This window comes from Neisseria sp. Marseille-Q2251 (assembly GCF_940793045.1).
GTDB lineage: Bacteria > Pseudomonadota > Gammaproteobacteria > Burkholderiales > Neisseriaceae > Neisseria.
Window position 1 is genome coordinate 43,778 of record NZ_CALNWV010000002.1, and the last position, 13,872, is coordinate 57,649.

General features: G+C 54.6%; 13 protein-coding genes. 8 read left to right on the forward strand and 5 right to left on the reverse strand.

Annotation, left to right across the window (positions count from 1 at the left end; all coding sequences use genetic code 11):
* Positions 1-43 precede the first annotated feature (43 nt).
* From nhaC to AAG834_RS01440, 3 genes are all read right to left on the reverse strand, one after another.
* Entirely contained in the window at positions 44-1,432 is a 1,389-nt protein-coding gene (gene nhaC / locus AAG834_RS01430) for a Na+/H+ antiporter NhaC (protein WP_070514137.1), read from the reverse strand.
* A gap of 190 nt (positions 1,433-1,622) precedes the next feature.
* Entirely contained in the window at positions 1,623-2,246 is a 624-nt protein-coding gene (locus AAG834_RS01435) for an alpha/beta fold hydrolase (RefSeq protein WP_342031034.1), read from the reverse strand.
* 230 nt (positions 2,247-2,476) lie between these two features.
* Positions 2,477-3,700 (reverse strand): sugar MFS transporter, encoded by a 1,224-nt coding sequence (locus AAG834_RS01440; RefSeq protein ID WP_070514139.1) that lies wholly within the window; start codon positions 3,698-3,700, stop codon positions 2,477-2,479.
* 251 nt (positions 3,701-3,951) lie between these two features.
* On the opposite strand from AAG834_RS01440, the gene AAG834_RS01445 reads away from it, so the two are divergent.
* The 3 genes from AAG834_RS01445 to AAG834_RS01455 all read left to right on the forward strand — a co-directional run bounded on the left by AAG834_RS01445 (position 3,952) and on the right by AAG834_RS01455 (position 6,567).
* Positions 3,952-4,362 carry a YqaA family protein gene (locus tag AAG834_RS01445; protein WP_070514140.1) on the forward strand — a complete coding sequence of 137 codons (411 nt, stop codon included), beginning with the start codon at positions 3,952-3,954 and terminating at the stop codon, positions 4,360-4,362.
* Positions 4,363-4,466: 104 nt separating this feature from the next.
* Complete coding sequence (locus AAG834_RS01450; protein ID WP_070514141.1) at positions 4,467-5,660, forward strand: amino acid aminotransferase; 1,194 nt, start codon at positions 4,467-4,469, stop codon at positions 5,658-5,660.
* 103 nt (positions 5,661-5,763) lie between these two features.
* The gene (locus AAG834_RS01455) at positions 5,764-6,567 is read left to right on the forward strand and encodes a glycosyltransferase (protein WP_070514142.1); all 804 of its coding nucleotides are present in this window, start codon (positions 5,764-5,766) and stop codon (positions 6,565-6,567) included.
* Between the two features lie 292 nt (positions 6,568-6,859).
* Here AAG834_RS01455 and pip read toward each other — a convergent pair whose 3' ends face one another.
* Positions 6,860-7,795: a prolyl aminopeptidase gene (gene pip, locus AAG834_RS01460; RefSeq protein WP_146736301.1), complete on the reverse strand. Its 936-nt coding sequence runs from the start codon at positions 7,793-7,795 to the stop codon at positions 6,860-6,862.
* Between the two features lie 157 nt (positions 7,796-7,952).
* Here pip and AAG834_RS01465 point away from each other — a divergent pair, with 157 nt between their 5' ends.
* The 4 genes from AAG834_RS01465 (at position 7,953) to AAG834_RS01480 (ending at position 10,701) form a co-directional block, all read left to right on the forward strand.
* Positions 7,953-8,432, forward strand: coding sequence for an LPS-assembly lipoprotein LptE (locus AAG834_RS01465; RefSeq protein ID WP_146736281.1), 480 nt, complete (start codon positions 7,953-7,955; stop codon positions 8,430-8,432).
* Positions 8,432-9,433 (forward strand): DNA polymerase III subunit delta, encoded by a 1,002-nt coding sequence (gene holA, locus AAG834_RS01470; protein ID WP_342031035.1) that lies wholly within the window; start codon positions 8,432-8,434, stop codon positions 9,431-9,433. The genes AAG834_RS01465 and holA overlap by 1 nt, the downstream gene beginning before the upstream one ends.
* Positions 9,434-9,659: 226 nt before the next feature.
* Positions 9,660-10,079: a hypothetical protein gene (locus AAG834_RS01475; RefSeq protein WP_009311100.1), complete on the forward strand. Its 420-nt coding sequence runs from the start codon at positions 9,660-9,662 to the stop codon at positions 10,077-10,079.
* A gap of 97 nt (positions 10,080-10,176) precedes the next feature.
* Positions 10,177-10,701, forward strand: coding sequence for an RDD family protein (locus tag AAG834_RS01480; RefSeq protein WP_342031089.1), 525 nt, complete (start codon positions 10,177-10,179; stop codon positions 10,699-10,701).
* Between the two features lie 285 nt (positions 10,702-10,986).
* Here AAG834_RS01480 and AAG834_RS01485 read toward each other — a convergent pair whose 3' ends face one another.
* Complete coding sequence (locus AAG834_RS01485) at positions 10,987-12,630, reverse strand: lactate permease LctP family transporter (RefSeq protein WP_342031036.1); 1,644 nt, start codon at positions 12,628-12,630, stop codon at positions 10,987-10,989.
* Positions 12,631-13,026: 396 nt separating this feature from the next.
* On the opposite strand from AAG834_RS01485, the gene AAG834_RS01490 reads away from it, so the two are divergent.
* The gene (locus AAG834_RS01490) at positions 13,027-13,806 is read left to right on the forward strand and encodes a FadR/GntR family transcriptional regulator (RefSeq protein ID WP_342031037.1); all 780 of its coding nucleotides are present in this window, start codon (positions 13,027-13,029) and stop codon (positions 13,804-13,806) included.
* Positions 13,807-13,872 lie beyond the last annotated feature (66 nt).

Sequence of the window (13,872 nt, forward strand, 5' to 3'; positions counted from 1 at the left end):
ACCGATGCCGAAGGTTTTCAGACGACCCGTCTATCCCGCTGCGTTAAGCGGTTTCTTTCTTGCTCAACGTCAGACCTGTCCAGCCGAACAGCAGCGTCAAAATCAGACTCAAATAACAGAAGAAGGCATAAGGCAGGTATTCCCAGACGGGTACGCCGAGCGCATGACTGATAAATACGCCGCAGACGCTCCACGGAACGAGCGGATTAATGACCGTACCTGCGTCTTCGAGCGTGCGCGAAAGGTTGCGCGAATGCAGTCCGAGCTTGTCGTACACGGGTTTGAAGGTTTCGCCGGAAAGCAAAATACTCAAATATTGTTCGCCGATAAGGAAATTGACGCCGACCGACGTAGCGGCAACGCTAAATGTGGCGCGTCCCGCAGTGGTCAGGAACGCGCGGATGGCGTCCAGCAGCGACGGAATCACGCCGAGCGTAAACAGCAGCCCGCCCAAACTCATGCCGAGAATCACGATGGTTTGCGTGAAGAACATGCTTTCCAAACCGCCGCGCGAAATGAGTTTGGCGATGTCTTTAAACGCTTCGCCTTCCAGCTTGTAGCCGCCGTAAAACCATGCGCCGAGCTGGTTCAAGTCGGGTGTGCTGTGGAAATAGGTAACGCCAAGCGCGGCGATGATGGTGAAGAGCATGGCGACGACGGCGTTGACGCGTAACAGCGCCAACACGACCAACAGCGCAAACGGAATCAGCGAATAACCGTGCACCAAGCCCGTCGCTTCGAGCTGGCTGCGGAAGGATTCGACGCTGTTCATATCGTGTGCGGCGACATTGGGCAAAAGCCACAGCATCAATGCCGCACTGATGAGCCACGCGGGAATGGTGGTGTACATCATGTTTTTGATGTGTTCGAACAAATCAATGCCGACGATGGAGGCGGAAATGCCCGTGGTATCGGAGAGCGGGGACATTTTGTCGCCGAAAAACGCGCCGGAAACAATCGCGCCCGCCGTCATCGCCAAATCGGCATGAAACGCCGCCGCCATGCCCATAAAGGCAACGCCGACGGTGGCGCAAGTGGTCAAACTGCTGCCGATGGATACGCCGATAATGGAACACAGTGCGAAAGCAGAAAAATAGAAATAAGTGGGGGAAATCAGCCCGAAACCGTAATACATCAGCGTCGGAATCGCGCCGCTCATCATCAGCGCGCTGACCATCAGCCCGATGAAGAAAAACAGGTAAATCGCGCCCATGCCCTGCCCCACCGCGCCGACCATGCCTTTTTGCATGTCGTTATATTTCAACCCGCGCGCGAGGCCGTAGAGGATGAGGACGGTAATGGCGGCAATGATGGACATATGGGGCAGCCAGCCCAGCGAAATAATGGTGTAACCCATCGCCCCGATTAACGCCGCAACGACGGCAAGCGCCTCTTTGCGCGGCATATCGAGCAGTGATTTGAATGCAAACATATTGCTTTGCCTGTTTTGTGTGTATTTAACGAAGTTTAGCACACGGGGTCGTCTGAAAAACCGCTTTTCAGACGACCCCGTGATTTTTTATGAATGTAATAACAGATTTCAGTTGATGCGATATGATTTTAATTTTGATTTTTTGAAATAAAATATCCTTATTTAAAATAAAAAAATATTTTATATCTTTTTAACCATGATTAAACCGCCCCTCGCGCAAAAATGTTGCGGTTTGTTCTGCGGTAATGTGTTTAAACAGCATACCGCTGTGGTTGACGGGCAAGATAACGTGGTCGCGCATATTCGGGCAGCGGGTTTCGCTGACCAAAACCGTACCGTCGTGTTCGCCGTGCAAGCCCAATACGCGCCCAAGCCCGAGCGGCTTGTTGCCGGCGATGCTGCCCAGTTCGATATGTTCGGGCAAATCGGGCGTGCCGCCGTCGAGCGCATCGCGATACGCGCCGCCGAGTACGGGGGTTTTCAACCCGAGCCGGAACACCCTTTGCGCAGCCCGGCTGCCTTGGTGGGGCGTGCCGAAGGTAACGATGCGCCCGGTGATTTTTTCGGGATGGGCGGCGGCAAAGTGGCGCAACACCAGCCCGCCCAGACTGTGTCCGGCAAAATGCAGAGGCTCGCCCGTATCGTGTTTTTCAACAAATTCCGCCAACGCCTGCGTGTGCTGCGGCATGGTGTGCCAGACGCTGTAATAACCGAACAGGGCAACGTCAAAACCTTGCTTTTCCAGCATATCTGCTAAAGGTTTCATCACCCAAGAGTGCATGTGCAGTCCGTGTAATAAGATGATTTTCGACATGAAGACCTCCTGTATTTTTGCCGCTAGCATTATGCCATAAGTCAGTCAGACCGTATTGCGGACGCGTTCTGCCTTTTGAAAACGGGCTTAAGGTCCGGTTAAAATCTGTTGCCGTATTTTCAGACGACCTCGGTTTGGACGGATCAGGTTTACAAGTCCGCCGCAAAGCAAAAAGGTCGTCTGAAAACCTGATTTCCAAGTTTTCAGACGACCTTCAGTTCAAACCATGCTTACTCGTCGGCTTTATAACCTTTAAGCGCAAAGAAGACGATGTAGAGGTAGCACACGGCAGGTGCAACATAAGAAATCATCATACCGAAATCATCAGCAATCTTACCTTGCAAAACAGGAATCAGCGCGCCGCCAACGATGGCGGTACAAAGAATACCTGAAGCAGAATTGGTAAATTTGCCGAGGTTTTTGGTTGCCAGCGAGAAGATGGTTGGGAACATAATGGAGTTGAAAAAACCGATGGCAATCAACGCCCACATGGCGATGTCGGCATTACCTTTACCAACCATGATGGCAATGACGAGCAAGGCAGTGGCAACTGAGGCATTAAAGGCAAGGTAGCGGTTTGGTGCGACTCGAGCCATGACTGCCGAACCGAGGAAGCGTCCGACCATGGCACCGCCCCAGTATAACGCCAGCATGTCTGCAGCTTTGGCATGATTCAATCCTTTCAGAAAGCCCAAAACATTGACCATGAAAGAGCCGATGGATACTTCCGCGCCAACGTAGCAGAAAATGCCGACCACACCGAGAATAAGGTGTTTGTATTGCCACACGCTGCTTTTGCCGTCGTGGTTGTGTTCGCTTTCCTCAACGGCAATTTTGCGCGCATCGGGCAGGCGGATCATTTTCACGAAGACGGCGAGGAGGATCAAAAATCCCGCCAAACCCAAATAAGGGATTTGGACGGATGCGATTTGCTCGGCTTTGCTGGCTTTCTGAGCCGCATCGGCAAAAATGAGATATGAACCGATTTTCGGAGCAATAGTCGTACCCAATGAATTGAATGCCTGCACCAAAGTCAATGTCACTGATTCTTTGCCCGGTTTCGCCAGCAGGGTCACATACGGATTACCCGCAACCTGCAACAGGGTGACGCCCGAAGCAAGAATGAAAAGCGCGCCCAAGAAAGTCGGGTAAGATAGGCTTTCTGCGGCGGGATAAAACAACAAGCATCCGACGGCGGTCAGCAAAAAGCCGCCGATAACGCCGTTTTTATAGCCGATTTTACCGACGAGATGCCCCATCGGAATTGACATGATGGCATAGGCGGTAAAGAAGCAGAACTGAATCAGCATCGCCTGAACGTTGGTCAGCTTGAAAATGTCTTTCAGATGCGGAATCAAGATGTCGTTCATGCAGGTGATGAAACCCATCATGAAGAAGAGCGTAGTCAGGACGACCAGCGCGGGGTTATGGTTTTGTTGTGATGGCGTAGACATGATTTGCCTTTCGATTTATTGGAATTGACCGTATAAACAGTTAATATCCGTTAATAACGGGCTGAATCATACTGGCTTTTGCCATTATTGCAAATACTGGAAATACGCCGACTACACAGAGTTTCAGCAAGATTCTGTCCGATAACGCATTTTTGTAGACAGAATCCGTCTGAATTTTACAATTAACCTGCCCGCAAACGACTTAAAATCTTATTTCAGACGACCTTTGACCTGACGCAAACTTATCCGCCATGCCCCTCATTTACGCCTACCTCGGACTCGCCGCTTCCGCCTTCACCTCCGCCACCATCCTGCCCGGCACGTCCGAAGCTGCCTTCGCCGCGTTCATCTACACCTATCCCGAACAGGCATACGGCGCGTGGTTGTGTGCCGGACTGGCAAACGGCTTGGGCAGCATGGTTTCCTATTGGATGGGGCGGCTGATTCCGTCCAAGAAAATGTCGTCTGAAAAGACCCTGCGCCTGCTCCGACGCTGGGGCACCCTGCCCCTTTTGTTTGCCTGGCTGCCCGTTATCGGCGACGCGCTGCCCATTGCCGCAGGCTGGCTCAGGCTCAACCCCTACACCTCCGCACTCATGCTCCTGACCGGAAAAATCCTGCGCTACGGCATCATCCTCGCCGGTATCAAAGGCATGATGTAAACCATTTGCGCAAAACCTGCCGCATTCATTTTCAGACGACTTGAAACAGCGTAAAATCCCAAAGGAAATATCCCGTCCCTTCATTTTTTGCAAAGCGAGAAACCATGTTCTTCAAGCACATCGAAGCCGCCCCCGCAGACCCCATCTTAGGCTTGGGCGAAGCATTCAAAGCCGAAACCCGTCCCGAAAAAGTCAACCTCGGCATCGGCGTTTATAAAGACGCATCCGGCGCAACCCCCATCGTCAAAGCCGTCAAAGAAGCCGAAAAACGCCTGCTCGAGAGCGAAACCACCAAAAACTACCTCACCATCGACGGCGTTGCCGACTACAACGAGCAAACCCAAATCCTTCTTTTCGGCGCAGACCACGAAATCGTCGCCAGCCGCCGCGCCAAAACCGCCCAAAGCCTCGGCGGCACAGGCGCGTTGCGTATTGCCGCCGAGTTCGCCAAACGCCAGTTGAACGCGCAAACCATCTGGATTTCCAACCCCACATGGCCCAACCACAACGCCATCTTCAAAGCCGTCGGCATCCAAGACAAGCCCTACCGCTACTACGACGCCGCCAAACACAGCCTAGACTGGGACGGCATGATTGAAGACCTCAGCCAAGCGCAAAAAGGCGACGTCGTCCTTTTGCACGGCTGCTGCCACAACCCCACCGGTATCGACCCCACGCCCGAACAATGGGAAACCCTCGCCAAACTCTCCGCCGAAAAAGGCTGGCTGCCCCTGTTTGACTTCGCCTACCAAGGCTTCGGCAACGGCCTCGAAGAAGACGCATACGGCTTGCGCACCTTCCTGAAATACAACAAAGAATTGCTCATCGCCAGCTCCTATTCCAAAAACTTCGGCATGTATAACGAACGCGTCGGCGCATTCACCTTAGTCGCAGAAGACGAAGCCACCGCCGCCCGCGCCCACAGCCAAGTCAAAACCATCATCCGCACCCTCTACTCCAACCCCGCCTCCCACGGCGCGAACACCATCGCCCTCGTGTTGAAAGACGCGGATTTGAAAGCACAATGGATTGCCGAACTCGACGAAATGCGCGGCCGCATCAAAGCCATGCGCCAAAAATTCGTCGAGCTTCTCAAAGCCAAAGGCGCGACTCAAGACTTCGACTTCATCATCGAACAAAACGGCATGTTCTCCTTCAGCGGCCTCACGCCCGAACAAGTCGACCGCCTGAAAAACGAGTTCGCCATCTACGCCGTGCGCTCCGGCCGCATCAACGTCGCCGGCATTACCGATGACAACATCGACTACCTGTGCGAAAGCATCGTGAAAGTGTTGTAATCCGCATCAGGCAATACCAAAAGGTCGTCTGAAAACCCGAAATACCGTTTTCAGACGACCTTTCCCCACCGTTTGACACAACAACCCCTTAAAGCATCACATTATGAGACCCACACTAGACGTCATCATCCCCTGCTACAACTCCGCCGCCACCCTTCAAGCGGCTGTCGAAAGCGCCGTTTCCCAACCCGCCGTCGAAAACGTCTGGCTGATTGACGACGCCTCCTTCGACGACACACGCCTCATCATGAGCGACCTCGCCGCCATCCATCCCAAAGTCCGCTGCGAATACATGCTCGAAAACGGTGGCGCAGCCAAAGCCCGCAACTGGGGCGCCATGCAAAGCCAAGCCGATTTCATCGCCTTCCTCGACGCCGACGACGTCTATGAAAACAACGTCCTCAACGCCGCCTACCTCGGCTTGGAAGCCTATTCCTACCTCAGCCTGGTCCGCCTCAAACTGCGCCCGATCGGCTTTCCCGAACACTACCTCAACCACCCGCAATTCCCTACCGCATGGGAACGGCTTCAAATGACCGTCGGCGGCAACACCGTATTCCGCCGCAGCATCTTTCTCGCCTGCGGCGGCTTTCCGCAAGACGAACTCTTCCGAATCTTCGGCGGCGAAGATGCCGCACTCGGCATCGCACTGACCCGCGACAGCGTCGTCGGCTACCTCTTTGAAGAACGCGACCCCGCCGTCAGACACAACTACCGCCCCGGCATCCACGCCGAGCGCCTGCTCGATGCCGAACTTTTCGGCAAAACCATCCCCGGACTGACCATAGACCACCAAAACGAAGCCGAAGCCGTCACCCGCCGCATCAGCCGCCGCCTGCAAGAAGTCAAAGCACACTCGACCTTCGAAGAAGCCGGCACCATGCCGCTCTACCCCGAGTACGAATAAGCGGGCATAAACGCAAAAGCCCGCCCGAACGGGTGCATCTCATTGCTTGCAGCAAAAGGTCGTCTGAAATCTTGTTTTCAGACGACCTTTTCTATATTTATAGTGGATTAACTTTAAACCAGTACGGCGTTGCCTCGCCTTAGCTCAAAGAGAACGATTCTCTAAGGTGCTGAAGCACCAAGTGAATCGGTTCCGTACTATCTGTACTGTCTTCGGCTTCGTCGCCTTGTCCTGATTTTTGTTAATCCACTATAACGGCAAACCATGCTTTTATGATTTCAATTCCTTATTATTACCACGCCGCACGTTCCCTCATATCTTCCACCGCTTCCACCAACGCCGCCGACAATGGCGGATCAAACGACGAGTGTCCCGCCTGAATCACGCGCAGTTCGGCTTCGGGCAGCGCCTGCGACAGTTCCCACGCGCTCTGCATGGGGGTGCATAAATCGTAGCGTCCTTGCACGATGATGGTCGGGATAGGGCGGATTTTGTCCGTGTTCGCCAAAATCGCTTTGTCGCCTTTCAGCCAGCCTTCGTTGACGAAATAATGGTTTTCCAAGCGGGCGATGGCGAGCGATTGGTAGGCGTCTTCATCGACGTCTTGCGGCTCGAAGCGGATCAGGTAGCTTTCCCAGTCCGCCCAGGCTTTGGCGGCTTTCAGACGACCTGCTTCATCTTCGCCAAACAGCATTTCGTGATATGCCGCAATCAGGCTGCCGCGTTTTTCTTCGGCGACGGGCGCGAGGAATTTCTGCCATTGTGCGGGATAAATCTGGCTGACGCCGCCCGCTTCGTCGAGCCACGCCATTTCGGACGGACGGCACAGGAATATCCCGCGCAAAACGAGTCCGGCAACGCGTTCGGGATGAGTTTCGGCATACGCGAGAGACAGGGTGCTGCCCCACGAGCCGCCGAACACCAGCCATTTTTGGATACCCAGCATTTCGCGGACTTTTTCGATGTCGGCAACCAAGTCCCAAGTCGTGTTGTCATCGGTGCAGGCGTAAGGCAGCGAACGGCCGCAGCCGCGCTGGTCGATGATGACGATGCGGAACACGTCGGGATTGAAAAAGCCGCGGCAGGCAGGCGATGCGCCCGCGCCGGGTCCGCCGTGCAGGAAGATGACGGGCAGCCCGTCGGGATTGCCGGATTCTTCCCAGTAGATTTGGTGGATGTCCGATACTTGCAGCAGGCCGCTGCGGATGGGTTCGCGGATGGGGTGCATGATGTTTCTCCTGTTGTCTGACGTTTGGATTGTACCCATCGGGCAGGTAAACGACAAACGGCAAGAGGTCGTCTGAAATCCGCTTCTGCCGCCGCGTTTCCCGACCGCCCGACTATCCGCTATAATTCCCCGATACCCGCGCAACAGAAAGAATGAAATGAACAAAATCCTGATGACTGCCGCCGTGCTGCTTCTGTCCGCCTGCGGCTTCCACCTCAAAGGCATGGGCGGCACTGCACACACGCTGCCGTATCCCGCTTGGCACATCCAAAACGCCTCCGTCATGCAAAAGGCTTTGGAAAACGCCCTGCGCCGCGCCGACGGCAAACCGGTTTCCGCCGCCGAAGCGCAAATGACTTTGCACATCAAGAACATTGAAACCCGTCAGGACATCTACACCATCACCCGCGCCGCGCTGGTCAACGAATACCTGCTGACACTGCGCGTCGAAGCCCAAGCCATACGCAACGGCGAGCCTGTGGGCGAACCGATGACCATTCTCGTCAACCGCACGATGGACTACAACGACAGCGAAGTGTTGGGCAAACAGGAAGAAAGCGAAACCATCTGGGCGGAAATGCGCGCCGACGCCGCCGACCAAATCGTCCGCCGCCTGACGTTCCTGAAAGCGTATTGATGGCGGTCATGAACATCGAACAGGTCAGCGCGGATATGCCGCTTTCGCCGCTGTACATCATTCACGGCGAAGAAGACCTGTTGCGCATCGAAGCCCTTGACACCCTGCGCGCCGCCGCTAAAAAACAAGGCTACCTCAACCGCGAAGTCTTTACGGCGGACAACGGCGCCGACTGGGACGAACTTTTGCAAAGTGCAGGCAGCGCGGGGCTTTTCGCCGACTTGAAACTTTTGGAAATCCACATTCCGAACGGCAAGCCCGGCAAAAACGGCGGCGATGCGCTGCAAACCTTCGCCGAACGCCTGCCCGAAGACACCGTCACCCTGATCCTGCTGCCCAAGCTCGAAAAAGCCCAAACGCAGGCAAAATGGTTCACCACGCTCACCGCCAAAGGCACGGTACTCGAAGCCAAAGCCATTAGCGCGCAAGCCCTGCCGCAGTGGATAAAGGGTCGTCTGAAAAAGGTCGGACTCGACATCGAACCCGACGCGCTCGCCCTGTTTGCCGAACGCGTCGAAGGCAACCTGCTCGCCGCCCGCCAAGAAATCGACAAACTCGCCCTGCTGCATCCGCAAAACCATACCGTCAATATCGCCGATGCCGAAGCCGCCGTCGCCAACGTCGCCCGTTTCGACGTATTCCAGCTTTCCGGCGCATGGATGAAAGGCGATGCCCTGCGCGTCGCCCGCCTTCTGGACGGACTCGAAGAAGAGGGCGAAGAACCCGTTTTGCTGCTGTGGGCGGTTGCCGAAGACATCCGCACCCTCATCCGCCTGACCGCCGCGCTCAAGCAGGGGCAAAGCGTACAATCCGTCCGCAACAGCCTGCGCCTGTGGGGCGACAAACAAACCCTCGCGCCGATTGCCGTCAAACGCATTCCCGCCGTCCGCCTGATCGAAGCCCTCAAAACCTGTGCCAAAATCGACCGCATCATCAAAGGCGCGGAAGACGGCGACGCGTGGACGGAGTTCAAGCAGTTGGTAACGGGGCTGGCGGTGTGATTTCATTTCGCATGGATAGGCGCTTTTACGCGACAAGTGCGTGCCTGTTTAAAAAGCGCGAAAGTTTGTATGCCGTATTGCTTCCATGCGCGCCCCAAACGGCAAAAATACTGTAAAATACCGTTAAACATAAAGTTATGATATTTGAGGTCGTCTGAAACCCTGCCTATCTGCTGCAAACCTTTTTTCAGACGACCTCCCACCCTTAATAAGGAACTGCAACTTCATGGACAACCAAACCAAACTCCGCATCGGCGGCCTGCTTGTGCTGACCACCGCCGTTTTAAGCCTGCTCATCGTCTTAATCGTCGATTCGTGGCCGCTCGCCATCCTGCTCGCCGTCATCATCGTCGCCGCAGCCGCCGGCGGCTTTGTCTGGACTTCGCGCCGCCAGCAGCGCCAGTTTCTCGAACGTCTGAAAAAATTCGACATCGACCCCGAAAAAGGCCGCATCAACGAAGCCAACCTGCGCCGTATGTACCACAGCGGCGGCCAGCACCAAAAAGACGCGATAACGTTGGTCTGCCTGTCGCAAAAATGTTCGGCCGACGAAGCGCACGCCATGTTCAAAAAACGCCCGACCCGTCAGGAAATGAACCAAATGGCAGCCCAGCAGGCGCGCGGACAAAAACGTCCCCACCGCTGATTCCTCCCACACAAAGGTCGTCTGAAAACGGATGCGGCGGTTTCGCCCGAACCAAGCATTCCGTTTTTCAGACGACCTTTTTACCGAGCAGACCGCCATGACCGCCCTTCCCCCCGCCCCCGTCAAACGCCGCCTTGCCGCCCTGATGTACGAATTGCTGCTGACCGGCGCCGTGACCGCCATCGCCGCCCTCCTTGCCGGCATCGCCGCGATTTTCCTCAACCCCGTCTCCCAGCTCCTTTCCAGCTTGGCTACCTGCGTTATCTTCGTAGGCAGCTGGTGGCTCTACTTCAAAACCAACTGGACGAAAACCGGCCGCACCCTCGCCATGCAGACGTGGAAAATCGGGTTGCACGGCAGAAACGGTACGCTGCCGCCATTATCGCAACTGCGCATCCGCTTTATTTGGTCGTGTATCTTCGTCGTCTTCATCCCCCTGCTCGCCTACGCCGGCCTGCGCCACCTGCTCGCCGTCCCGCCCATACCCGCCTTCGGCGCCGCCCTGATCTGGCTCATCCTGCCGTGGGGCTTCGCCCTGCTGAACCCCGACCGGCAGTTTTTATATGATTTCTTAGCGGGAACGCGATTGGTCGATTTGAAACAGGAAACATCCGAAAGCTGATTGTTCTACTGTTTTGCCACACAGACAAAAGGTCGTCTGAAAACGAGGCAAGCCCTTGCCGTTTTTCAGACGACCTTTTTATCCGCCGTCGTTCTTGTTTGAAACCCAGCCGTCTTTCCGCTTAAACCATCTTCGGTTCACACATTCCCCTACTGTTTAAACGAAACGGGAATAACGGCAAACCTGATATCCATCTTGCAGTCTTGAATCAAACCCGCCACAACAAAAAGGTCGTCTGAAACCCAAATTGGATTTCAGACGACCTTTTATTTCAAGCCAATAGGCTTATTTATTGAAGAAAACCAGCGTCCACGGCAAGACATAGGCTTGCAGCAGGGTTAGCAGGCCGACGAAGGTACAGAAAATCAAGCTGTGTTTCACGGTGAAGCGGAACAGGTTGGATTCTTTGCCTTCCAGACCGACTGCCGCGCAGGCGATGGCGATGGATTGTGGCGAAATCATTTTGCCGGTCACACCGCCGGTGGTGTTGGCTGCAACGGTCAGCTCTGGCACGACGTTGATTTGATGCGCGGTGCTGGCTTGCAGCGAGCCGAAGAGCGCGTTGGCGGAAGTGTCCGAACCGGTCAGGAATACGCCCAGCCAGCCGAGGAACGGCGAGAAGAACGGGAACACGGCGCCGGTAGCGGCAAGGACGAGTGCCAATGTAGATGACAGCCCTGAATAGTTTGCCACGAATGCGAAGCCGAGTACCAAACCGATAGACAGGATGGACAGGCGCAGTTCTTTGAGCGTTTCAAAGAAAGTGCTGACGGCGTCGGAAGGTTTCATTTTCAGCAAAACGGCGGAAACGATGGAAGCAAACAGGATTGCCGTGCCGACTGCGCCGAGGAGGTCGATTTTGAACACGGCGGCGTATGGTGTCGGTTCGCTGACGATGGGCGCGGCTTTTTGTACCAAATTGTGCAGCATCGGCCAGTCGAATTTGATGGTGGCAACGCCCAAAGCCTCTTTAACGCCCTTAATCGTCCACACGCTGACGAAAACGGTCAGGATGGCGAAAGGAGACCAGGCTTTGATGATTTGTCCGGCAGTGTATTCGCCCGCTTTGCGCTCGGCCGGTTTTTTCATGCCGTTGAAGGTGAAGATTTCTTTAGGCTGCCATTTTTTCAGGAAGGCAGACAGGCAGACCAGGCTGACCAATGCAGAGGTCACGTCGGGCAATTCCGGGCCGATGAAGTTGGCGGTAATGAACTGGGTAGTGGCGAAAGATACGCCCGCCACCAATACGGCAGGCCAAGTTTGGCGTATGCCGCGCATACCGTCCATCATGGCGACCAACCAGAAAGGAACGATAATCGACAGGATCGGCAGTTGGCGGCCGGCGACCTGACCGATATGGTAAGGGTCGAGGTTGGACACTTGACCGGCAACCAGGATTGGAATACCCATCGCGCCGAAAGCCACGGGCGCGGTATTGGCAATCAAACACAAACCGGCGGCGTAGAGCGGATTAAAGCCCAAGCCCACCAACAACGAGGCGGTAATCGCCACCGGCGCGCCGAAGCCTGCCGCGCCTTCGAGGAATGCGCCGAAGGAGAAGCCGACCAGCAGCATTTGCAGGCGTTGGTCTTCGGTAATCGAAATCACGGAAGCGCGGATGATGTCGAACTGCCCTGTTTTCACGGTAATTTTATACAGGAACACGGCGGTAACGATAATCCATGCAATCGGCCACAAACCGTAGGCAAAGCCGTACAGCGCGGAAGAAACCGCCATGCCCGCAGGCATTCCGAAGCCTAATATGGCAACGCCAAGCGCAATCAGCAGCGTATAAAGCCCCGCCTGATAACCCTTGAGCTTCAGGATGGTCAGTGCGACGAAGAAAAAGATAATGGGCAGGAGGGCAACGGCAGCCGTCAAATATAGGCTGCCGCCCACTGCGGTATAGTTTTGAATCCAAGTATCCATAGGGAAAATCTCCGAATATTTTTCTAATATATTTTCTTAAATTGGTAAAACCAATTTTGAGAACGGAGGACACTTTACGAAACTTTAATATGGCGGTCAATTATTTTTTCAGGCGACCTGACTGCATCGGCGCAAATTTGTTATTTAATTTTAAATAAAACAAATCATTATACGAAGTGTAAAAATGTAGCCTGATGTAGTTTTAAAACACATACGGGTAGGACAAGCCATATTGACGGGATACGGGGCGGTTAATTAGAATACGGCGACATTGGTCATGCCAATTTGGTCATGCTAATTTTGACACAGGTTGCCATTTCAGACGACCTGCCGCATCACATTATCGGATTTGAGTCTTCTTCGCAGAAAAAACATGATGGAAAAGAGGGAATTACAATGACAAAACTGGTTCGTCCGCAAAAAATCAGCGACCAAATATTGTCGATATTGGAAGAGAGGATTGCGACGGGCGTTTACGAAGAAGGCGGCAAAATCCCGCCCGAACGCACGCTCGCGGAAGAATTCGGCGTATCGCGCCCGTCGGTCAGGGTCGCGCTGAATATCCTGATTGCGCGGCAGGTTTTGGAAGCGCGTCAGGGCGACGGCTATTACGTTTCCGTCAAACCGCAGCAGGATTTCCTCCAAAGCTGGCAAGAATTGCTCGGCAAACATACCAACTGGGAAACCGACGTTTTCGATTTCAGCTGCCACATCGAAGGCTGCATGGCATCGCTGGCTGCCGAGAGGCGCACCGATGCCGATTTAAAACGGATTGATTTTTGGCGGCAAAAATTCGAATCCGCCTGCGAGAGCGGCAATCTGGAACATCAAAGCGAAGCCGACGTGAGCTTTCACCAAACCATCGCCGACGCCGCACACAACATCCTCTTCAGCCACCTCTCCGGCGGCCTGCTCAAAATGCTCTACCGCCAGACGCGCAGCAGCATCATCTACTTCAACCAAACCGAAGACCCGCGCCCCAAGCTGATTGCCCAACACCGCGCCATCTACGAAGCCATACTCGAACGCCGCCCTGCCGATGCCGCTGAAGCAGCCAAAATACATTTAAACTACGTCGCCAACAGCATCTTACAAAACAGGGAATACAAAAGCCGCAACGAACACGCCGACACCTTGGCGCAGAACGACTTGAAGCGGGTACAGGACTGGAAATAACACCCTGCCCGCCGTTCCCTTGCTACGTCGTAGACATAGTACGCAAACCAAAGTCCGATTATCCGC